This is a genomic window from Labrys methylaminiphilus subsp. lupini (assembly GCF_051161885.1).
Taxonomy (GTDB): domain Bacteria; phylum Pseudomonadota; class Alphaproteobacteria; order Rhizobiales; family Labraceae; genus Labrys.
In genome coordinates this window covers 528,184-547,756 of record NZ_JBMDIH010000001.1, presented here as the reverse complement: position 1 = coordinate 547,756, position 19,573 = coordinate 528,184, and the positions used below count along the sequence as shown (strand labels likewise).

The following is a 19,573-nucleotide window of genomic DNA, read 5'->3' as shown; positions in this document are numbered from 1 at the left end:
AGCTAAAGAACGTGCACCCCGTCAGGCCGCCCGCCAAAACGCCAGCGATGGATCTCGATACGTTCGTAAAGTCCGGCCCTCAAACAGGGATCGGCAGTCAACATGATCTCGATCGCATCACGGGACGGGAGCTCCAGCATGAGAGCGCAACCTGCCCAGTCCAGACTATCATCGGACCACAGCGGCCCTCCCACGATCAGGCGTTCGAGCCGATCTTGCTCGCGCAGGAAGGTCTGGCAGGCCGCCGATAGACCATTCCAGGCCGCATTCGCACCCGTTCGACCATGGGCGATGACCAGAAAGCGCTGATTGGCAGTGGGATTGCCTGGGAATGTCCACATCTTGCGATCGACGGTATTCTGCCAGCGCCTGATCATGACATCTTCGTAGACGCCAGCCTTGAAGTTAGGTTCCTCATAAGCAAACACGCGCGCTGCTTCAAAATCCGGCAGATCGACGATATGAACGCTGCCGGTCGGGGTCAGGTCGTCTTCCGCCAACGTCGGTCCGCGTGCAATCATCCCATCGGCGTAGCCGTCCATGAAGGACCAGTGAGCCTCGACGAGCCGCTGGCGCAGCGGCATCACACCAGGATTGTCGCGGCCGTAGAAAAAATACTCCACGTTGCCTCTCTGGACTTAAGGCTGATACAGGCATCGACCAGGTCGCGTATGCAGCCTATCCGCGCTCCAAGATCAGGCGTGGCCGGCCCGCATCTACGCGTGGCCGGCATCCCGCGAAAACAGGCCGGGCTCGATGCCGAGCTTGCGCAGCGCCCGCGTATATTTGGTCGCGACCTGATCGTCGAACAGCAGCCCGGGATCGGCATCGCAATGCAGCCAGCCATTGGCCTGGATTTCGCGCTCGAGCTGCCCGGCGCCCCAGCCGGCATAGCCCAGCGCCAGCAAGGCCTGTTCCGGCCCCTCGCCGATGGCGATGCTGCGCAGGATGTCGAGCGTCGCGGTCAGGCAGATATTGTCCTCGATCGGCATGGTCGAATTGTCGATGAAGACGTCGTTGGTGTGGAGCACGAATCCCCGCCCGGACTCGACCGGCCCGCCATTGACGATACGGATCGGCGCGCCCCTCGGCGCCCGCATGTCCGAGACGCCGTCGATGACGCCGAGTTGCTTGAGCAGGTCCGGAAAGCGAATGTTCTTGGCCGGCTGGTTGACCACGATGCCCATGGCACCATCGGACGAATGCGCACAGATGTAGATCACCGTGCGGGCGAAGCGCTCATCCTGCATGGACGGCGTGGCCACGAGCATTTTACCGTCGAGGAAACCGCCGGATGAATCGCTGCCGAATGGAATGTAGCCTGTCATGGACATGATCGTGCCGTATCGTATCGGCTTTGTTAAGGCATAAATTTGGCCAACCTGGGCGAAGCGCCAAAGGCGAGCCTCACAAGAGTGTCACGCCTTCGTGCATGGCGCTATTGACCATTCGTAGTTATCCGTCTGCCGATAATCCCTCCTTGGAGCCGCAAGCTATCCGAATGTTCAGCCGTCTTGCCCTTCCTGCTCTCGCCTGGCTTCTCGCCGGGCTCTGCCAGCCAGCCCTTGCCGGCCAATCGGATCCGAGCCAGTCCGATCCGGAAGCCGTGATCCGGCTGCTGCCGGGACAAGCCCATCCGGAGGGCCTGGCGGGCCTTGAAATCCAGCTCGCGCCCGGTTGGAAGACCTATTGGCGCAATCCGGGCGATGCCGGCATTCCCCCGACTTTCGACTGGTCCAGATCGGAAAATCTCCGCGAGGTGACGGTGCTCTGGCCGGCGCCGAGTCGCTACGACCAGGAGGGCGCATCGTCGGCCGTCTATCACGATGAGGTCATGCTGCCTCTCAAGATCAGCGCGATCGATCCGACCAAGCCCGTCAAGCTGGCACTCGGCCTCGACTATGCCGCCTGCAAGACGATCTGCGTCCCCGCCAAGGGCAATGCCGACATCACCCTTTCGCCCGGCACGCCTGCGGAAGGGGGAGGCAGCGCCGAGATCGCGAAAGCCTTGAAGAAAGTACCGGTATCACAGGAGATCGGCGCGGTCGCTCCCCTCGCCGTCAAACAGATCCGCCTCGACACCTCGACCAACCCGGCGCACCTGACCATCGACGTAACGGCTCCCTCCTCCTCCGCTTTGTTCGTGGAAGGGCCGATGAAGTGGTACCTGCCCATGCCGGAGCCGGCTGATGATGCCGACAAGGCCAATCCTCAGCGCTTCGTGCTGCCGCTCGAGGGCCTGCCGAAAGGCGCGACCATCGCCGGAAAAGAACTGCGCTTCACGCTCTCGACTGGCGAGGCAGGCGTCGAAAGCCTATATCGGTTGCCGTAGACTCTCGTCATCGCAATGGAGATATCAGTGACGATCAAGCCCGGCGACAAACTCCCCGATGTGACCTTCCGTGCGGTGACGCAGGACATGCCAGAGCCCAAGAGCACCGCCGACATCTTCGGCGGCAAGAAGGTGGTGCTGTTCGCCGTTCCCGGCGCCTTCACCCCCACCTGCCACCGCAATCATCTGCCGGGCTATCTGGAGCATTACGATGCCTTCAAGGCCAAGGGCATCGATACGGTGGCGGTGACCGCGGTCAACGACGCCTTCGTCATGCAGGCCTGGGCCAAGGCCACGGGTGGCCTCGGCAAGATCGAATTCCTCGCCGACGGCAGCGGCGACTTCGCCAAGGCGACCGGCATGGAACTCGACCGGGTCGCGGCAGGCCTGGGCGTGCGCTCGCAGCGCTATGCCATGCTGGTCGATGACGGCGTGGTGAAGGTGCTCAACCTTGACGATGGCGGCAAGCTCGACATTTCCGGCGCCGATACGCTGCTCGGGGCGATCTGATCGCTCGGTGTGCCTTCGGACCGGCATAGAAACACCATGCCTTCGGAAAGAGGCCGGCCCCCCTCCATCTCTCGATGGAGCTGAGAAGGCCGGCCCACCGCCCCTCACGACAAAGCCGCCGCCCTATCCCGCTTTTCCTGCTGATAGGGCGCCATGCCCTCACGCGCGAGCTGGTCGGCCTCTTCGTTGAGGGGGTGGCCGGCATGGCCCTTCACCCAATGGAACTCGACCTCGTGGCGCTCCAGTGCCGCATCGAGGCGGCGCCAGAGATCCTCGTTCTTCACCGGCTTCTTGTCGGCGGTGCGCCAGCCATTTCGCTTCCAGCCATGGATCCAGCCGGTAATGCCGTTCTTGACATATTGGCTGTCCGTATGGAGGTCGACCGCGCAGCCGCGTGTCAAGGCTTCCAGGCCCTCGATCGCCGCCTGCAGCTCCATGCGGTTGTTGGTGGTCTCCAGGGCACCGCCGCACAAGGTCTTGCGGTGCTCACCGAACATCAGGATGGCACCCCAGCCGCCAGGGCCTGGATTGCCCGAGCAGGCGCCATCGGTATAGAGCGTCACCTTCTTGGTCGTCATGGCTCGAACCCGTATTCGGCCGGGCTGGCGATGCGCTGGTGGAAACGCAGCTTCTTCCAATATTCCAGCGGATCCTTCGGCTTCACCAGGGCGCCGGGCGGCACGTTGAGCCAATCGACCAGGCGCGTCAGCATGAAGCGCAGAGCCGAGCCGCGGGCCAGCACGGGCATGGCTGCCACCTCGGCATCGGAAAGCGGCCTGATGGCACGATAGCCGGCCAGGAGCGCCCTGCCCTTGGTGGCGTTGTAGGCATGATCCGGCTCGAAGCACCAGGCATTCAGGCAGATCGCAACGTCATAGGCCAGACTATCGGTGCAGGCGAAATAGAAGTCGATCAGGCCAGAAAGCCGCCCGTTCAGGAAGAAGACATTGTCGGGGAAGAGGTCGGCATGGATGACGCCCGTCGGCAAACCCTGCGGCCAATGGGCCCTATGAAAGGCGAGTTCCTCGGCAATGGCTGCATCGAGCCCCGGCTGCACGCTGTCGGCCCGGCCGTCCGCCTGCTGGTAGAGGGCCTCCCAACCGGCAAGAGACAAAGCGTTGGGGCGCTCCATCGGGAAGCCGAGCGTGGCGTTGTGCATGGCGGCGAGCGCACGGCCGACGGCGCCGCAATGCTCTACATTCGGCTTCTTGATCCAGACGCCTTCCAGGAAGCTGATCAGGGCGGCGGGCCGCCCGGCCAGCTCGCCCAGCACCTTGCCGTTGCGCCGCCGGATCGGCGTCGGGCAGGTCACGCCACTTTCGGAAAGGTGCTCCATCAAGGCCATGAAGAAGGGCAGGTCGTCCCGCTTCACCCGCTTTTCATAGAGGGTGAGAATATAGACGCCCTTCTCGGTCCGCAGGATGTAGTTGGTGTTCTCGACGCCCTCGGCGATGCCCTTGCAGGCCAGCACGCCGCCAATGTCGTACTCGGCGACGAAGCAGGCGAGATCCTCGTCATTGACTTCAGTGTAAACGGCCATCAGCGAGCAACATCTTCTGCAATTTTACGCACGTCGTTCTCCCTCAAATCCCTAGGCAGCGGGAAGAACACGCTCTCATCGGCGGTCGAGACGGTCTCGACGGTGATGGCGTAGCGCTCCGCAAAGGCATCGAGGATCTCCTCGACCAGGATTTCCGGCGCAGAGGCGCCGGCCGCGACGCCGAGGGATTTAAGGGTACCGAACCGGCTCCAGTCGATATCCGAGGCGCGCTGCACCAGCTCCGAGATGAGGCAGCCGGAGCGCTCCGCCACTTCGCGCAGGCGCTGCGAATTGGAGGAGTTCGGCGCTCCCACCACGATGAAGCCTTCCACCCGCGGCGCCACCGCCTTGACCGCCTCCTGGCGGTTGGTGGTGGCGTAGCAGATGTCTTCCTTGTGCGGGCCGACGATCGAGGGGAAACGGGTCTTCAACGCCGCGACGATGTCGCGGGTGTCGTCGACCGACAGGGTGGTCTGCGTCACATAGGCGAGAGCGTCCGGATTGGCCGGCGTGAAGGCGGCGACATCGGCGACCGTCTCGACCAGGCTGACGGCCCCCTCCGGCAGCTGCCCCATCGTGCCGATGACTTCGGGATGGCCGCGATGCCCGACCAGCACGATCTCGCGGCCGCGCTTGTGATGGATCTCGGCCTCGCGATGCACCTTGGTCACCAGCGGGCAGGTCGCGTCAATGGCAAACAGATTGCGATCGGCGGCGGCGGCTGGCACCGACTTGGCGACGCCATGGGCCGAGAAGATCACCGGCGCGCGCGTCTCGGGCACCTCGTCGAGTTCCTCAACGAAGATGGCGCCTTTCGACTTGAGATTCTCGACCACATATTTGTTGTGCACGATCTCATGTCGCACATAGACCGGCGGGCCATAGATCTTCAAGGCCTGCTCGACGGCGTCGATCGCCCGCACCACCCCGGCGCAGAAACCGCGGGGAGAGCAGAGCAGAATGGTGAGGGCGGGTTTTTCAGCTATCATCTCGGCCCGGATATGGGGCCGCGTCGCAAGGCCCGTCAAGCGCTTTGGCGACATAGCTGCCGCTATCCCCGACCTGCCGGTTTGCCCGGCAGCCCGAGGCGGTCCGCCATGCGGATGAGATCGGCCAGCGTATCGGCCTGCATCTTGCGCATCACCTGGCCGCGATGGATCTTCACGGTAATCTCGCTCAATTCCAGTTCCGCGGCCGTCTGCTTGTTGAGAAGCCCCTGCACCACCAGCGCCATCACCTCCTGCTGGCGCTGCGACAGGGTGGCATAACGCTTGCGCAGGTCTGCCACCAAACCCGTTTCGAAACTCTCCGCACGGCTTTTCTCCAGGCATGCTGTCACAGCGTCGAGAAGATCCTGCTCGCGGAAAGGCTTGAGCAGGAATTCCATGGCACCGGCCTTGATGGCGCGGACCGACATCGGCACGTCGCCATGGCCGGTCAGGAAGACGATCGGGATCGCATCCCCTGCCCCGGCCAGTTCGGTTTGAAAGTCAAGCCCACTTTGTCCGGGCATGCGCACATCGAGCACGAGGCAGGCAGGCCCCTTCGAGCGCGGTTGCTGCATGAACTCGCGGGGTGAGGCAAAGCAGCGGACACGATAGCCGACCGATCTCAGCAGGCTGTCCAGCCCATCCCGGACCATGGGATCATCATCCACCACATAGACGGTCGCGATTTCTTCCGACATGGGTCTAATCCTTGCGTCCACGTGCCAACGGCAAAGTGAAGCGAAAGACGCTTCCGCGCGGTGCGGCAGCCTTGGCTTCGATACTGCCGCCATGTGCCTCGATGATGGAACGACTGATGGCCAGTCCTATCCCCATACCGTCTTCCTTGGTGGTAAAAAAGGGGTCGAAGACGTGCTCCATCGCCTGCGGCGACAGGCCAGACCCGGTATCGGTGACACCGATGGTGACCCCCCTGTCGTCCGCGGAGGTGTTGATCGTTATCTCCCGATCTCCCTGCTTCGTTTCCACCATCGCCTCGATGGCATTGGTGATGAAATTGAGCAGGACCTGCTGCAACTGGACCCGATCGCCCATGACGGGCAACGGACCCTGCAGCAGCTCGGTCCGCAGCGGGATGGCATTCGCGCGCAGCTTGCCCCGCATCAGCGCCAAGGTCTCGTCGATCACGTCGACCATGTCGACAGGCTCGCGCGAGGGAGGGGCCCGGCGCACCAGGCGACGGACCCGTTCCACCACCTCGCCTGCCCGTTCGGCGGCTTCCACGATCCGCTTGAGGGCATGCTGGGCCTCGGCCTGGTTGGGCGGCGAGGCCGAGAGCCAGCGCAGCGCAGCATTGCTGCTGGCACCGATTGCCGCCAGGGGCTGGCTCACCTCATGGGCAATGGAAGCCGTGAGTTCACCGAGCATAGTGATGCGCGAGATACGGGCAAGATCGGCCTCCGCCCGGCGCACCGCCAGATCGGCGAGTTCGATCCGGATGGCAAGATAGGTGGTTGCGCCGATGGCCAGCAGGCTGAGACAGCTATTGGCGATGCCGGCCTCGGTATCGCCCCTCACCGTCATGAAGAAGCTGAGCACGGTGAGGATGCTGCAGACCAGCCCGACGATCAACACGGTCCGCGGCCGCCCTGTCCATACCGAGATCAGCACCACGGCGACATGCAGCACGGCAACGGCGATCTCCAGATCGGTGACGGTATCGGCGACGAAAATGAGCAAGGCCAACCCTGCCATGGCGAGCCATAGCAGGGGTGTGTCGACCATCGATTCCAGGCGTTCGCGTCTCACCAGCAGCGCTCCTCGGAGAAATCGCACTTTCCTGCCAGATATTGCCGCCGCCATCCGCACGAAGCGCATGACCAGGATGATCAGGCGCGATGGCGGGAATGCCGCCTCAGATGTCGGCGCAACAGCACGATACCCATCTTGTTGAAGCCTCCGGCAATCCGAAGCAAGCCTCGTGTCTCCGATGGCAACAGCTTGCGGCGGAGGAAAAGCCGGCGCGTGAGCCGGGAGAGTCCGTCCGCTCCCGACAGGAGCAGGCCGATGGCCAGCAAAGATGCCCTGTTTTCGACCCGACCGCCTGCCTCCTGCAGCGCGATGAGGGCCCGCGCGAGTTCTTCATTGTCCCGGAGCATGTTTCACCTGCCTTCACCATGAAGGATGGCAAGGCTCCCGCCGGCGCCGGTGGCGGGAGCACGACCACGATATCGACGATGATCAAGCCGTCGAGGCGTTCAACTGGGATTCTCCAGCGTGAAGAGATCAGCCGCCTCGTCATAGGCGAAATATTCGGCATAACGGGCAAGGCTGATCACGGCCTGCACGGTGCCGGCGGCATAGTCCTCGGACATGTGATCCTCCAACTCGTCGCGGAAGCGGCGGGCCGGCGCCTGATGGCTCGGCCTTTCGTCGAGGATGCGGCGAATATGGGCCGCCAGCGGCACATAGGTCGCCAATTGCTGTGCAAACTGCCGTTTGCGCTCGTCCATCTCGCTTTCGGCGAAGCGCTTGCCGGCCGCGGTGAGGCGGATGTCGCCGCCCTCCAGCTCGGCGAAACGCAGCAGCTGCAGGGTTTCAGCAACCGGGAAGAGTTCGTCGATCTCCAGATGCAGGCCTGCGGCCAAGGGCGGCAGGTCCGCCTTGCCGTGATAGGGGGCCGCCGCCACCGCCTCGATCAGGCCGGCGAGTTCGTTGGAGGAGACCTTGGGAAGCACCATGGCGATGCCGGTGCCGGGGAAGAGGCCATCCCGCGCCGGAGCCGAACCCGGGCGAGCCGTCATGCGCGCATAGATATCCTCCACCAAGGCGCGAAAGGCCGGGTCGAGCCGGTTACGCGGCTGGGGCAGATCGACCCGGACCTCGCCGATCACCCGGCCGGGATTGGAGCCGAAGATCAGGATGCGATCGCACATCAGCACCGCCTCCTCGATGTTGTGGGTGACCATCAGGATGGCTTCGATCGGCATGCGGCCTTCGCACCACAGATCGAGCAGATCCGTGCGCAGGGTCTCGGCGGTGAGCACGTCGAGTGCCGAGAAGGGCTCGTCCATCAAGAGCAGCTTGGGGTGCACCACGAGGGCACGGGCAAGGCCGACACGCTGGCGCATGCCGCCCGAAAGCTCCTTGGGATAGGCATTCTCATAACCATCGAGCCCGATCAGGTCGATCGCGGCCAGGGCTCGCTTGCGGCGCTCGGCCGGCAGGACGCCCTGTGCCTCGAGCCCCAACTCGACATTCTGCTGCACGGTGAGCCAGGGAAACAAGGCAAAGCTCTGGAAAACCAGCGCAATGCCGCTGCGTGTGCCGCGGACGGGCTCGCCCTGGAAAGAGACTTGCCCCTCGCTGGGCCGGAGCAACCCGGCGATGGCGCGCAGCAGCGTCGACTTGCCGGAGCCGGAGCGGCCAAGCAGGCCGACGATTTCGCCGGCCTGCAGCACGAGGTCGACCCTGTCGAGCACGACCAGCGGGCTCGACCCGCCCTTGTCATAGGTCTGACGCACGCCGAGGACGGAGACCAGCGGGGTATCCTTGATGGTGACGGGAGCATTCATTGTGAGGGGAGCATTCATGGCGATATCTCCGGAAGATCAGTCGAGGCGCAGGCGGCGTTCCGCGAAGACGTAGAGCGGACGCCACAGCAGGCGGTTGAACAAGGTGACGAAGAGCGACATCACGGCGATGCCGAGCACGACGCGCGGAAAGTCTCCCGCCTCGGTCGCCCTGGCGATGTAGGAGCCGAGGCCATAGGCCTCGAGCTTGGTATTTCCCCAGCTAACGAGTTCGGCGACGATGCTGGCGTTCCAGGAGCCACCCGAAGCCGTGAGGGCGCCGGTCACGTAATAGGGAAAGATCCCGGGCAGGATCACCCGGCGCCACCAGGTCCAGGACCGGATCTGGTAGACCGAAGCCGCCTCCCTGAGGTCGGTCGGAAAGGCGCTTGCTCCGGCGATGACGTTGAACAGGATGTACCACTGGGTTCCCAGCACCATCAGGGGCGACAGCCAGATGTCGGGACTTGCCCCGGTGCCGACGATGGCGATGACGGCGAAGGGAAACAGCACATTTGCCGGGAAGGCGGCCAGAAACTGGGCCAAAGGCTGAACCCGCTCGGCCAGAGTCGGGCGCAGGCCGATCAGCACGCCGATCGGCACCCAGATCAGGCTTGCCACTGCGATGAGGACGATGACACGCAGCAGCGTCGCGAGGCCGCCGCCCAGCGCTTCGAGCGCGTCGTTCCAGGACAGCGTCTGGCGCATATAGGCAATCGCCACCCAGATCCCCCAGGCCGTGACGGCCAGCACCAGGCCAAGCCAGAGGCGATCGATCAAAGGCGAGGTCGCCCGTCCGGACCGAAAGGATGCCTTGTCCGATCGTCCGACGCGCACCAGCATCAGGCGCTGCCAGATCCAGGCCAGCGGCGCGATCAGGCGCTTCACCAGCCTGGTATGGCGGATGAGATCGTAGACCCAGGACCGCGGCCTTTGCTGGCTGGCCGTCTGCTCGACCCGGAACTTGTCGGCCCAGGCGACCACCGGCCGGAACAGCAATTGATCGTAGAGCATGATCAGAATGCCCATGGTCGCCACGGCCCAGCCGACTGCGACGAAGTTCTTCTGGTCGATGGCGAGCGCCAGGAAAGAGCCGATGCCGGGAAGCTGCACGGTCGTATTGCCCACCGTGATCGCCTCGGAGGCGACCACGAAGAACCAGCCGCCGGACATCGACATCATGGTGTTCCAGATCAGCCCCGGCGCCGCGAACGGCGCCTCCAGGCGCCAGAAACGCTGCCAACCGGACAGCCTGAAGCCACGGCTCACCTCGTCCAGGTCTCCAGGCACCGTGCGCAGGGACTGGTAGAAGGAAAAGGCCATGTTCCAGGCCTGGCTGGTGAAGATCGCGAAGATCGAGGCACACTCCGCCCCGAGCTGGCTGCCGGGAAACAGGCCCATGAAGAAGGTGACCGTGAAGGTCAGGAAACCCAGCACCGGAACCGACTGCAGGATGTCGAGGGCCGGGATGATGATCAGCTCGGCCCGCCGGCTCTTGGCCGCCAGCGTGGCCACCACGAAGGTGAAGACCAGCGAGGCGATGATGGCGGCGAACATGCGCAAGGTGGTGCGCAGCGCATATTCCGGCAGGCGGGCCGGATCGAGCGAGACCGGAGCCCCCGAGAGGGCATCGAGCGGTGTCCGCATCGCGGCAGCGCCATGCAGCACCAGGGCGATGAGCGCGATCACCAGCCCGCAGGCGATCAGATCGTAGAGATTGGGCAGGAGGCGCCCGCGGGCGAAAGCTGCGACTGAGCGCTGACCGGAACGGTCATGGGGTAGGAAAACCATGGCGAACCTCGTTGGAGGGCAAGGTCGGAAAAGGCGGGATGTCGGGAGGCAGACGGGCTCTGGACGCAGGGGGCTCCTCCCGAGACACGCTCAGTGCGTGCCGGCCATCCCGGCGCATTTCGAACAAAGGGATTGGGAGGCATCCGTCTCTTCACCGGCGCCGGACGGGCTCCAGCGGCATTCGAGCCGCCCCGTATCCGGATTCAGGTGCCAGGATGCCAGGAGACCGCTACGGATCGCGCCAGGGCGCTTTTCCATCCGACCGGATCGGAAAGACGCATCCAATTCCTTGAATGATGCGCCAGGTGCAACCGCACGGGCCTTGGCCTGGAAGGCAAGGATGACGGCGCCGCGAACATGCGGCGTGGCGGCCGAGATACGGCCGCGGAACGGAATGACGTTGTTCATGTTTCACCTCGTCGGGCCGCCTTTGGCCAGACCCGCGAGGCAAGCCGGCGCGGACTAGAGCAAAACGCTTTAGAGCCGGCCGGTCATCGCCCGGCGCGCGAGACCGCCGGCGTTCCAGATCGATGGCGCACCCCTCCGGCGACGGCCTAGGACCGAAGCCGGACGGCTACTGCGATCGTTGTCCATGTGCTTCCACAGCTGATTTTTCGATGGATATCCAAGGTGTCGGGCACCGCGAATACAGAGCCCTTCTGTCATTGCCCCAAAGCAGGGTCAACCGTGCCTTGGTGTGTGAGAACCATACCTTGGTATGGGCTTATGGACGCGTACGAACGCCGGGCGGCATCGTTCGACGTACAGCGTGTAATAGCCGCATCCACGGTAAATAAAGCGCGACCCGCCTTCTCCACGCAGCGGGGAAGGCGGCCCGGCGAAGCCGGGTCGGATGGGGTGTGGCGTGCCGCGCAGTATCCTTCGAAGGTTGGCACGACGGTCGTGCCAGTCTTTTGAGTTCCGTGCGCTGCCCGCTACACCCCATCCGTCATTTCTGCGAAATGAACAGCCACATCTTCGTTTCGAAGATGTGGCGGACTTCCCCACTGCGTGGAGAAGGCGGGTCGCGCCTTGTTCTGCCCTATCTCAGACCGTTGCGAGCTACAAATCCCGGCCACGACGTACGATCCGGAAGGATCGCTTCGGCGGCATCACCCCTGCCCGCGCTTTTCGAAATCCTCGACCTTGATTGCGCCGGTCATGATGGCCACCACGTCGGCCATCGAATGGGTTTTGGGGCTTACCACGGCGGCCCGGCGGCCCAGGCGCATGATGTGGATGCGGTCGGCCAACTCGAAGACGTTGGGCATGTTGTGGCTGATCAGCACGACGGGCAGGCCGCGATCGCGGATAGTGCGGATCAGTTCCAGCACCTGGCCGGTCTCGCGCACGCCGAGCGCCGCCGTCGGCTCGTCCATGATCGCCAGCTTCTTGGCGAACAAAGCGGCGCGGGCCACCGCCACGCCCTGGCGCTGGCCCCCCGACAGGGCTTCGACGGCATTATGGATCGAAGGCAACCGGAACTTCAGTTCCGCCATGGCCTTGCGCGCTTCCTCGCGCATGCGTGTCTTGTCGAGGCGACGGAACACGGAGCCGAGCACGCCGGGCATGCGCAGCTCGCGCCCGAGGAAGAGATTTGAGGAAATGTCTAGAGCTGGCGCCACCGCCAGATCCTGGTAGACGGTCTCGATGCCACGATGGCGGGCATCGAGCGGCCCCTTGAAATGCACCGTCTGGCCGTCGAGCAGGATCTCGCCGCTGTCGGGCCGCAGCGCTCCGGTCAGCGCCTTGATCAGGGAACTCTTGCCGGCGCCGTTGTCGCCGACAACGGCAAGGATCTCGCCCCTGCGCAGCTCGAAATCCACCCCGTCAAGCGCCGTGACATGGCCATAGCGCTTGATGATGTTGCGGGCCTCGAGAATGACCTCGGAAGAAGAAGGTGCCGTCATATCAGCGCCTCCCGCGCGAGAGCTGGTCGAAGGCCACCGCCACGATCACCAGCACACCCGTGATCAGGTCCTGCCAGAGCGGATCGATGCCGGCGAGCGTCAGGCCGTTGCGCAGCACGCCGACGATCAGCGCGCCGATCAGCGTGCCGATGATGCCGCCGCGGCCGCCGAACAGCGAAGTACCGCCGATCACCACGGCGGTGATCGAGTCGAGATTGGCCGTCTGCAGCGAATTGGGATCGGCATTGGGAATGCGGCCGAGCGCCAGCCAGGCGGCGATGCCATAGAGCAGGCCGGCGAGCACATAGACCGAAAGCAGGTGCCGGCGAACCGGGATGCCGACCAGCCTTGCCGCTTCGGCATTGTTGCCGATGGCATAGACATGGCGGCCCCATTTGGTCTGGTTCAGGAGATACCAGACCAGGGCATAAAGCAGCAGCATGGCGATGACGCCATAGGTGACCACGAAGCCGCCGATCACCTCGCCATTGCCCGTCCAGCTCAGGAATTCATCGTCGACCGGAAAGGCCCCCCCGGCCGAGATCAGGCGAAGCGCAGCCGTGATGATGCCGAGCGTGCCGAGCGTGACGATGAAGGGAGGCAGCTTCAGGCCACTGATCAGGCCGCCAGCGACGGTGCCCGACAGGGTGCAGAGCAGGATTGCCACGCCCATGGACAGGACGGGATCATAGCCGAGCGCCGCCATCTTGCCTGCGATGATGGTGCCGAGCACGCAGATCGCGCCCACGGCGAGGTCGATGCCCGCCGTCAGGATGATCAGGGTCTGGCCGATCGCCAGCGTGCCGACCACCACGGTCTGCTGCAGGATCAGCGATATGTTCTGCAGCGCAAGGAAGCGCTCGTTGATGCTGGCGAAGATGACGCAGAACAGCGCCAGTACCAGGAAGGGTCCAGCCGAAGGCACCGCGAAGATACGCGCCAGGAGGCTGCGCTTCTCTTCGGGCGCGGGAACCGTGGTCGTGCTCATACAATCCTCGACGATACGGATGGCGGTACGCATCCCCTGGCCAAGCCGAATAATGCGCGAGTATCCTTCCCCGGTTTCGGGGAAGGTGGACCGGCAGAGCCGGGCCGGAAGGGGGAGAGTAGCGCAACCTGACAGATTATTGCCCTGTCACGCCACCCTCCCCCTTCCGTCATTTCTTCGAAATGCCACCTTCCCCGAAAAGCCGGGGAAGGAAAGCCTGCGCTCTATTCCGAGCACGCAGGGTATGCGGGTATACCGGTTCCAACAAACTGAGATACCAGTGCGGCTTATTCGCCGCCCCAGCAGTTCTTGAGGCCCCAGGCGGTGTCCTTGGAATCGAGGCCCGACATTGGCTTGTCGGTGATCAGTTCCGAACCGGTGTTGATGAAGCCGCTCGGCTTCTTGCCGGTCTTGGCGTATTCGGCGACGGCATCGACGCCGGCGACCGCCATCTTGTAGGGGAACTGCATCACTGTCGCGGCGACCTTGCCGGACTTGACGTCCTTCACGCCCTGGCAGCTTCCGTCGATCGAGGTCAGCATCACGCCCTTGGCCTTGCCGAAGGATTTCAGCGCCGCATAGCCGCCGGCCGCCGCCGGCTCGTTGATGGTGTAGACGACGTTGATGTCGCCATTCTTGGACAGGAGGTTCTCCATACCGGTCTGGCCCTTGTCCTGCGCGCCATTGGTGATAGCGGAGCCGGCGATGACCGGGTCGCCCTCCTTGATGCCGAAGCCCTGCAGATAGCCGTTGTGGCGGAAGGTATCGACCGTGCCGCCCGGCGTGCCGTCGAGCATGGCGAGCACCGGCTTCTTGTCGCCCAGGGCCTTCTTGGCATAGGTGCCCTGCTTCACGCCGGCCTCAAAATTGTCGGTGGCGTAGGTGGCGTCGACCGCATCGGCAGGATCGGTCGCCGTGTCGAGCGCGATCACCAGGACGCCGGAGTCGCGGGCCTTCTTGATGATGCCGAGCATGCCGGTCGAGTTGTTGGGCGTCACCAGGATGCCCTTGGCGCCTGCCGAGATGAGATCCTCGATCGCTGCGACCTGGCCTTCGTTGTCGCCGTCGAACTTGCCGAAGCGGGCGATCAGCTTGATGCCCTTCTTCTTGGCTTCGGCCTCGGCGGCCTGGCGCAGCTTGACGAAATAGGGGTTGACCTCAGTCTTGGTGACCAGGCCGACGATCACCTCCCCTGCCGCCTGGGCCTTGTCGGCCACGGCGAGGGACGAAAACACGGCAAAGCCGAGGGCGGCCGTGGTGGCGAGAGCAGTGGATGCGAAGATGCGGCTCAGGCGGAGCGCTGACATGAAATCCTCCCAGATTTATGAATGGAGCTTGGCGCTCTCTTCTCGACGATGGCCTTTCCATCGTAGGCTGCGGATTAATGCATCATCGCTGAATGAATGCAAATATATTTTGCTTGTTTTCAGGCATAACAACCCGTGCGTCTTCCTGGCTAGCGCGGATTGCCGATCCGGTTGAGCGCATGCATCACGCCACGCAGGGATGTATCGCCTGCCAGCGCGGCATAGTTGCGATAGAGATCGGCATAGACGGATGCCGCCTCGCTCCCCGGCCGATAGATCTTGAATTCGCGCGCGCCGAACCGCGCCGCGCCTTCCGGATAGTCGGCGACCACGCCGGCCGCGACCGCGCCATGGATGGCGGCGCCCACCGCGGTGGGATTGTCGATCTCCGGCACCCCGACCTCCTGCGCCAAGACATCGGCCATGATCTGCACCAGCAGCGGGTTGTTGCGGGCCAGGCCACTCGACAGGATGAGACGATCGATGTGAAAGCCTCCGGCGACGAAGAGATCCCGGATGCTGCGCGCGCCATAGGCCAGGGATTCCAGCAAGGCCCGATAGATGCCGGCAGCCGTCGTGCCCGTGGTCAGGCCGACGAGCAAACCGCTCAAGCCTGAATCGGCCAGGGGCACGCGGTTGCCGCTCCACCAGTCGAGCGCCAGGAGGTGATTGGAGCCTGGCACCAGGCCGGCTGCCTCGGCATTGTAGAGCCGGAAATTCTCCGCCGTCTCAGCAGCGCGCGGAAAGGTTTTAACGAACCAGGCGAGCGTATCGCCGAAACCAGCCTGCCCCGATTCGTAGCACCATAGGTCCCGCACCGATCCGTCGAAGGCCACGCCCTCGATCCCCTGTGGCAAGGGCCGGAACTGCCGCCCCAGCATCAGATAGACGGCGGAGGTACCAAGCGCCCCGACGAGGCAGCCATCGCTGACGCCGCCGACGGCCGGCAGGACGACGTGGGAATCGATCACCGCCACGGCGATCGCCGCCTGCCCGCGAATCCCGGTGCGTTCGCGCCAGGCCGGCGACATGCCCCCCGCCGAGGTACCGACCCGCCGGGGCTGCGTCAGGCGATCGGCGAGATCGGGAACGATGCCGTCGGGATAGCCCGTCCCTTCGGCGTATTGCGCCTTGTAGGCGGCAAAGCCGAGGCTGCGTGTTTCCGCGCCCGTCAATTGCCAGACGAGCCAGTCACCCGCCTCGATGAAGCGTTCCGTCTCGTGCCATAGCCGCGGCGCCTCCTGCGCCAATTGCGCCGCTTTTGCCAGCAGCCATTCGGCCGAGAGTTTCCCGCCGAAATTGTCGAGGAAGGCCCCTCCCCGAGCATTGATGGCCTCGGCCTGCGCCTGGGCTGCCCCATGCTTCCACAGCTTCACATAGGCATGCGGCTCTCGCGGGTGGAGGCGGGAGAGCGGCACGCCCTCGGCCGTAACGGGCAACGGCGAACTGGCGGTGAAGCCGAGGCCGATGCCTTCGATCTGCCTGTCTCGGCCGAGAGCCGAGAGGATCGCCTGGGCCGTCTCGACATAGTCGTCCGCGTTCTGGAGCGCCCAGAGCGGCGGCAGGGCCGGACCATCCGGCAGGCGGGTCATCACGCCATGCCGATAGGGCAGCGCATGGCTGGCGACCTGCTCGCCGCTATCGGCATCGACAAGCACGCCACGCGCCGATTCCGTGCCATAGTCGAGGCCGATCAGATAGCGACGTGTCATGGCTGCGCCTTTCCTGCAAGAGCGGTTTGCGATCTGGCGGGACCGCCAAGAATCGCAAAGACGCGTCGAACCGAAGAGTCCAGAGCAAAACGCGTTCACACTTGAACGCGTTTTGCTCTGGTACAGGCCCAGCTTAGGCGTCAGCCCCAGCAAAGCAACACTTTTGTATACTTTCAAGCAAAAGTGTTGCTTTGAGATCCCTATGCCGGGACGGGAGCCAGCGCCTTGCGGACGGCGGGGGCGACCACGGTACCGAACAGCTCGATCGATTTCATCATCTTGGCATGGGGAATGCTGCCCATCGAGAACTTGATCAGGAAGCGCTGGTGCCGGAACAATTCGTGTTCGGCCAGGATCTTGTCGATGACCTGCTGGGGATCGCCGACGAAATCCGAACCGCGAGGCGCGCGCGAGGCCTCGAATTGCGCCCGGCTCAGCGGCGGCCAGCCGCGTTCACGGCCAATGCGGCCCATGACGTCGGCATAGTAGGGAAAGATCTCGTCCGCTGCCTTGTCGCCGTCCTCGCCGATATAGCCATGCGAATTGATGCTGACCGGAAGCTTGGCCGGATCGTGCCCGGCCCGGTGCGCCGCCTCGCGATAGAGATCGACCAGCGGCTTGAAGCGTGCCGGCTCCCCGCCGATGATGGCGAGTGCCATCGGCAGGCCGAGCGTGCCGGCGCGGATCACCGATTGGGGATTGCCGCCGACACCGACCCAGACCGGCAGAGGCTGCTGGACCGGCCGCGGATAGACGCTCTGGCGGTCGAGCGGCGCGCGATGCTCGCCCTGCCAGCTCACCGCGGTCTGCTCGCGCAATTTCAGCAGCAGTTCCAGCTTTTCCGTGAACAGGCTGTCATAGTCCTTGAGGTCGTAGCCAAAGAGCGGGAAGGACTCGATGAAGGAGCCCCGCCCCGCCAGGATTTCGGCCCGCCCGCCCGACAGAAGGTCCACGGTCGAGAATTCCTGGAACACCCGCACCGGATCGTCCGAACTCAGTACGGTAACGGCGCTCGTGAGGCGGATGCGCTTGGTGCGCATAGCCGCCGCCGCCAGTAGTACCGCGGGGGTGGAAGCGGCAAAATCCGGACGGTGATGCTCGCCAATGCCGAAGACATCGAGACCGAGCTCGTCGGCAAGCTCGACCTCCTCCATCAGATTGGCAATGCGCTCCTCGGCGCCGATGACGGTGCCGGGATCCGCGGTGGTTTCCGCGAAGGTGTACAGGCCGAGTTCCATATGTATCGCGCCTCACCGGGAACGAAGCGTCCCGGGTTTTCCAGGTTGAAATTTTCTGGTTACAAAACGTAACTGAGGCTAAATATGGTACAGGCATGTAAGGCACAAGGAGGCACATTCATGGCCGTAGGTGACATGGGTGTAACCGGCATGAACGAGGACAAGGGCAGCCTCACCGAGAGCTGCCGGCCGGTCACCGAGATCCTGTCGCGCATCGGTGACAAATGGAGCATCCTGATCGTGATGGCGCTGAGCCAGGGGCCTTTGCGTTTCAGCGAGATCAAGCGCCGGATCGACGGCATCTCCCAGCGCATGCTGACGCTCACACTGCGGGGCCTGGAGCGCGACGGCCTCATCAGCCGCAGAGTGACGCCCAGTATTCCGCCGCGCGTCGACTATGAGCTCACCGAACTCGGCCATTCCCTGCGCATGCCGGTGAATGCGCTCGGCCAATGGGCCTTCGCCAACCGCGCCGCCATTTTGGAGGCGCGTGCGATGTTCGACCGGACCTGTCCAGTCCAGCGGGCAACCACACTGGATGAGCAGCGCGCGCCGGCGGCTATTCGGCCGGCGCCACAGCGAGCTTGACGGTCTGCGCCTTCACGCCGCTGATCTGCAGGGAGACCGGCCCCGGCTGCAGGTTGAAGCGCACGCTCTTGCGCAGGCCTGTGCAGGCCTTCTGGCCCGTCGCGGCCGAATATTTCACCGTTGCCCCAGCCTGCACGACGTCGATCCAGCCCTCTTCCGAGAGCGTGACCTGATAGAGGCCGGCTTTTTCGATCGGCGGCAGGGTCAGCAAGGCCCCATAGGTATCGGTTGCCGGCTTGCGGCCGGACGTCACGGGAAATTTCAGATCCGACACCGGGCTGAGCTGGAGGTCGGCGGCCCCGTCGACCTTGGCCAGCGTTGCGCCCGAAGCCAAGGTTGGCGGTGAGGCCTGGAACCAGCCCTGTTCCCGCGTAAGCGACCATTTGAACGGCTTGCAGGCCGTCGTCTCGGCCAGGACAGGCCCGGTTTGCAGGGCAATCAGCGCCATGAGGGCCAGGCCGGCGCGGCTGAAGGTGGGCATTGCGCAATCTCTCCGAAAGGAAGGAATGCGCAATCATACCTTGGCGCGTGCCAGAAACAAGAACAATTCACGAACAAATTACGGCCATGCCTCGAGGGCCGTTTCTTTTCAGAAGCGACTTATCAGGCCCTGTCGGGCACGAAAACCAAAGCCAGCCCATTGATACAATAGCGCAGCCCCGTCGGCTTCGGACCATCGTCGAAGATATGGCCAAGATGCCCCTCGCAACGGGTGCAGGCGACCGCGGTCCTGACCATGCCGAGACTGGTGTCCCGGCTGGTGCGTACCGACCGGCTGATCGGAGCCCAGAAGCTCGGCCAGCCGGTACCGCTGTCATATTTGGTCCGGGACGAGAACAGGGCCGCGCCGCAGCCCGCGCAGACGAAGCGCCCTGCCCGCTGTTCATGCAGCAACGAACTGGTGAAGGCCGGTTCGGTACCAGCCTCTCGCAGAATGGCGAAACGGGATGGCGTCAGCCGCCGGCGCCATTCATCATCGCTGAGCGCAAGGCGAGCGGGACCCGCCGCAGCCGCTTGCGTGAAGGCGAAGCTCGTGCCTCCCAGCAGCACGAGGCCCAGAAAATCGCGGCGTGTCGGCATGGGCAAGTCTCCTCGCAGGATGGTCGTCAGACCCCTCCCCTATCCTACGACAACCGCC

General features: G+C 64.1%; 21 protein-coding genes. 3 read left to right on the top strand and 18 right to left on the bottom strand.

Annotation, left to right across the window (positions count from 1 at the left end; all coding sequences use genetic code 11):
- Positions 1-2 precede the first annotated feature (2 nt).
- Both ACN6KF_RS02450 and ACN6KF_RS02445 read right to left on the bottom strand, forming a co-directional pair.
- Entirely contained in the window at positions 3-623 is a 621-nt protein-coding gene (locus ACN6KF_RS02450; RefSeq protein ID WP_434955306.1) for a YciI family protein, read from the bottom strand.
- 93 nt (positions 624-716) lie between these two features.
- Positions 717-1,328 carry a YqgE/AlgH family protein gene (locus ACN6KF_RS02445; protein WP_434955305.1) on the bottom strand — a complete coding sequence of 204 codons (612 nt, stop codon included), beginning with the start codon at positions 1,326-1,328 and terminating at the stop codon, positions 717-719.
- 173 nt (positions 1,329-1,501) lie between these two features.
- Between ACN6KF_RS02445 and ACN6KF_RS02440 the strand changes: the two genes are divergently transcribed.
- Together ACN6KF_RS02440 and ACN6KF_RS02435 are read left to right on the top strand one after the other, a co-directional pair.
- The gene (locus tag ACN6KF_RS02440) at positions 1,502-2,332 is read left to right on the top strand and encodes a protein-disulfide reductase DsbD domain-containing protein (protein WP_434955304.1); all 831 of its coding nucleotides are present in this window, start codon (positions 1,502-1,504) and stop codon (positions 2,330-2,332) included.
- A 27-nt stretch (positions 2,333-2,359) separates the two neighbouring features.
- Positions 2,360-2,842, top strand: coding sequence for a peroxiredoxin (locus tag ACN6KF_RS02435; protein ID WP_434955303.1), 483 nt, complete (start codon positions 2,360-2,362; stop codon positions 2,840-2,842).
- A 104-nt stretch (positions 2,843-2,946) separates the two neighbouring features.
- Here the strand turns inward: ACN6KF_RS02435 and rnhA are convergent, their stop codons facing one another.
- The 14 genes from rnhA to ACN6KF_RS02365 all read right to left on the bottom strand — a co-directional run bounded on the left by rnhA (position 2,947) and on the right by ACN6KF_RS02365 (position 17,847).
- A complete protein-coding gene (gene rnhA, locus ACN6KF_RS02430) occupies positions 2,947-3,420 on the bottom strand; it encodes a ribonuclease HI (protein ID WP_149251830.1) in 474 nt (157 codons plus the stop codon).
- A complete protein-coding gene (locus tag ACN6KF_RS02425; RefSeq protein WP_434955302.1) occupies positions 3,417-4,382 on the bottom strand; it encodes a homoserine kinase in 966 nt (321 codons plus the stop codon). Before ACN6KF_RS02425 ends, rnhA begins: the two co-directional genes overlap by 4 nt.
- A complete protein-coding gene (gene ispH / locus ACN6KF_RS02420; protein ID WP_434959596.1) occupies positions 4,382-5,371 on the bottom strand; it encodes a 4-hydroxy-3-methylbut-2-enyl diphosphate reductase in 990 nt (329 codons plus the stop codon). The genes ACN6KF_RS02425 and ispH overlap by 1 nt, the downstream gene beginning before the upstream one ends.
- A 62-nt stretch (positions 5,372-5,433) precedes the next feature.
- Positions 5,434-6,069, bottom strand: coding sequence for a response regulator transcription factor (locus ACN6KF_RS02415; protein WP_434955301.1), 636 nt, complete (start codon positions 6,067-6,069; stop codon positions 5,434-5,436).
- A gap of 4 nt (positions 6,070-6,073) precedes the next feature.
- Positions 6,074-7,138 (bottom strand): sensor histidine kinase, encoded by a 1,065-nt coding sequence (locus ACN6KF_RS02410; protein ID WP_434955300.1) that lies wholly within the window; start codon positions 7,136-7,138, stop codon positions 6,074-6,076.
- A gap of 80 nt (positions 7,139-7,218) precedes the next feature.
- Entirely contained in the window at positions 7,219-7,488 is a 270-nt protein-coding gene (locus tag ACN6KF_RS02405; RefSeq protein WP_434955299.1) for a hypothetical protein, read from the bottom strand.
- Positions 7,489-7,587: 99 nt separating this feature from the next.
- Positions 7,588-8,904, bottom strand: coding sequence for an ABC transporter ATP-binding protein (locus ACN6KF_RS02400; RefSeq protein WP_434959595.1), 1,317 nt, complete (start codon positions 8,902-8,904; stop codon positions 7,588-7,590).
- Between the two features lie 36 nt (positions 8,905-8,940).
- Positions 8,941-10,692: an ABC transporter permease gene (locus ACN6KF_RS02395; protein WP_434955298.1), complete on the bottom strand. Its 1,752-nt coding sequence runs from the start codon at positions 10,690-10,692 to the stop codon at positions 8,941-8,943.
- 90 nt (positions 10,693-10,782) lie between these two features.
- Positions 10,783-11,100 (bottom strand): hypothetical protein, encoded by a 318-nt coding sequence (locus ACN6KF_RS02390; protein WP_434955297.1) that lies wholly within the window; start codon positions 11,098-11,100, stop codon positions 10,783-10,785.
- Positions 11,101-11,804: 704 nt separating this feature from the next.
- A complete protein-coding gene (locus tag ACN6KF_RS02385) occupies positions 11,805-12,602 on the bottom strand; it encodes an ATP-binding cassette domain-containing protein (RefSeq protein WP_434955296.1) in 798 nt (265 codons plus the stop codon).
- 1 nt (position 12,603) lies between these two features.
- On the bottom strand, positions 12,604-13,590 hold the full coding sequence (locus tag ACN6KF_RS02380) for an ABC transporter permease (protein ID WP_434955295.1): 987 nt from the start codon (positions 13,588-13,590) through the stop codon (positions 12,604-12,606).
- Between the two features lie 287 nt (positions 13,591-13,877).
- Positions 13,878-14,897 carry a substrate-binding domain-containing protein gene (locus ACN6KF_RS02375; RefSeq protein WP_434955294.1) on the bottom strand — a complete coding sequence of 340 codons (1,020 nt, stop codon included), beginning with the start codon at positions 14,895-14,897 and terminating at the stop codon, positions 13,878-13,880.
- A 149-nt stretch (positions 14,898-15,046) separates the two neighbouring features.
- On the bottom strand, positions 15,047-16,609 hold the full coding sequence (locus tag ACN6KF_RS02370) for an FGGY-family carbohydrate kinase (protein WP_434955293.1): 1,563 nt from the start codon (positions 16,607-16,609) through the stop codon (positions 15,047-15,049).
- Positions 16,610-16,809: 200 nt separating this feature from the next.
- A complete protein-coding gene (locus ACN6KF_RS02365) occupies positions 16,810-17,847 on the bottom strand; it encodes an LLM class flavin-dependent oxidoreductase (RefSeq protein WP_434955292.1) in 1,038 nt (345 codons plus the stop codon).
- A 120-nt stretch (positions 17,848-17,967) separates the two neighbouring features.
- Between ACN6KF_RS02365 and ACN6KF_RS02360 the strand changes: the two genes are divergently transcribed.
- Positions 17,968-18,435: a winged helix-turn-helix transcriptional regulator gene (locus tag ACN6KF_RS02360; RefSeq protein ID WP_434955291.1), complete on the top strand. Its 468-nt coding sequence runs from the start codon at positions 17,968-17,970 to the stop codon at positions 18,433-18,435.
- Here ACN6KF_RS02360 and ACN6KF_RS02355 read toward each other — a convergent pair.
- Both ACN6KF_RS02355 and msrB read right to left on the bottom strand, forming a co-directional pair.
- Positions 18,407-18,916 (bottom strand): hypothetical protein, encoded by a 510-nt coding sequence (locus tag ACN6KF_RS02355; RefSeq protein WP_434955290.1) that lies wholly within the window; start codon positions 18,914-18,916, stop codon positions 18,407-18,409. The two genes, ACN6KF_RS02360 and ACN6KF_RS02355, sit on opposite strands and share 29 nt — an antisense overlap.
- Positions 18,917-19,038: 122 nt before the next feature.
- Entirely contained in the window at positions 19,039-19,515 is a 477-nt protein-coding gene (msrB, locus tag ACN6KF_RS02350) for a peptide-methionine (R)-S-oxide reductase MsrB (protein ID WP_434955289.1), read from the bottom strand.
- Positions 19,516-19,573: the final 58 nt, after the last annotated feature.

Bases quoted from the DNA above. Each gene is read 5' to 3' on its own strand.
- ACN6KF_RS02445 (WP_434955305.1), bottom strand. From the start codon at position 1,328: ATGACAGGCTACATTCCATTCGGCAGCGATTCATCCGGCGGTTTCCTC.
- ACN6KF_RS02440 (WP_434955304.1), top strand. From the start codon at position 1,502: ATGTTCAGCCGTCTTGCCCTTCCTGCTCTCGCCTGGCTTCTCGCCGGG.
- rnhA (WP_149251830.1), bottom strand. From the start codon at position 3,420: ATGACGACCAAGAAGGTGACGCTCTATACCGATGGCGCCTGCTCGGGC.
- ACN6KF_RS02425 (WP_434955302.1), bottom strand. From the start codon at position 4,382: ATGGCCGTTTACACTGAAGTCAATGACGAGGATCTCGCCTGCTTCGTC.
- ispH (WP_434959596.1), bottom strand. From the start codon at position 5,371: ATGATAGCTGAAAAACCCGCCCTCACCATTCTGCTCTGCTCTCCCCGC.
- ACN6KF_RS02415 (WP_434955301.1), bottom strand. From the start codon at position 6,069: ATGTCGGAAGAAATCGCGACCGTCTATGTGGTGGATGATGATCCCATG.
- ACN6KF_RS02405 (WP_434955299.1), bottom strand. From the start codon at position 7,488: ATGCTCCGGGACAATGAAGAACTCGCGCGGGCCCTCATCGCGCTGCAG.
- ACN6KF_RS02400 (WP_434959595.1), bottom strand. From the start codon at position 8,904: ATGAATGCTCCCGTCACCATCAAGGATACCCCGCTGGTCTCCGTCCTC.
- ACN6KF_RS02395 (WP_434955298.1), bottom strand. From the start codon at position 10,692: ATGGTTTTCCTACCCCATGACCGTTCCGGTCAGCGCTCAGTCGCAGCT.
- ACN6KF_RS02390 (WP_434955297.1), bottom strand. From the start codon at position 11,100: ATGAACAACGTCATTCCGTTCCGCGGCCGTATCTCGGCCGCCACGCCG.
- ACN6KF_RS02385 (WP_434955296.1), bottom strand. From the start codon at position 12,602: ATGACGGCACCTTCTTCTTCCGAGGTCATTCTCGAGGCCCGCAACATC.
- ACN6KF_RS02380 (WP_434955295.1), bottom strand. From the start codon at position 13,590: ATGAGCACGACCACGGTTCCCGCGCCCGAAGAGAAGCGCAGCCTCCTG.
- ACN6KF_RS02375 (WP_434955294.1), bottom strand. From the start codon at position 14,897: ATGTCAGCGCTCCGCCTGAGCCGCATCTTCGCATCCACTGCTCTCGCC.
- ACN6KF_RS02370 (WP_434955293.1), bottom strand. From the start codon at position 16,609: ATGACACGTCGCTATCTGATCGGCCTCGACTATGGCACGGAATCGGCG.
- ACN6KF_RS02365 (WP_434955292.1), bottom strand. From the start codon at position 17,847: ATGGAACTCGGCCTGTACACCTTCGCGGAAACCACCGCGGATCCCGGC.
- ACN6KF_RS02360 (WP_434955291.1), top strand. From the start codon at position 17,968: ATGGCCGTAGGTGACATGGGTGTAACCGGCATGAACGAGGACAAGGGC.
- ACN6KF_RS02355 (WP_434955290.1), bottom strand. From the start codon at position 18,916: ATGCCCACCTTCAGCCGCGCCGGCCTGGCCCTCATGGCGCTGATTGCC.
- msrB (WP_434955289.1), bottom strand. From the start codon at position 19,515: ATGCCGACACGCCGCGATTTTCTGGGCCTCGTGCTGCTGGGAGGCACG.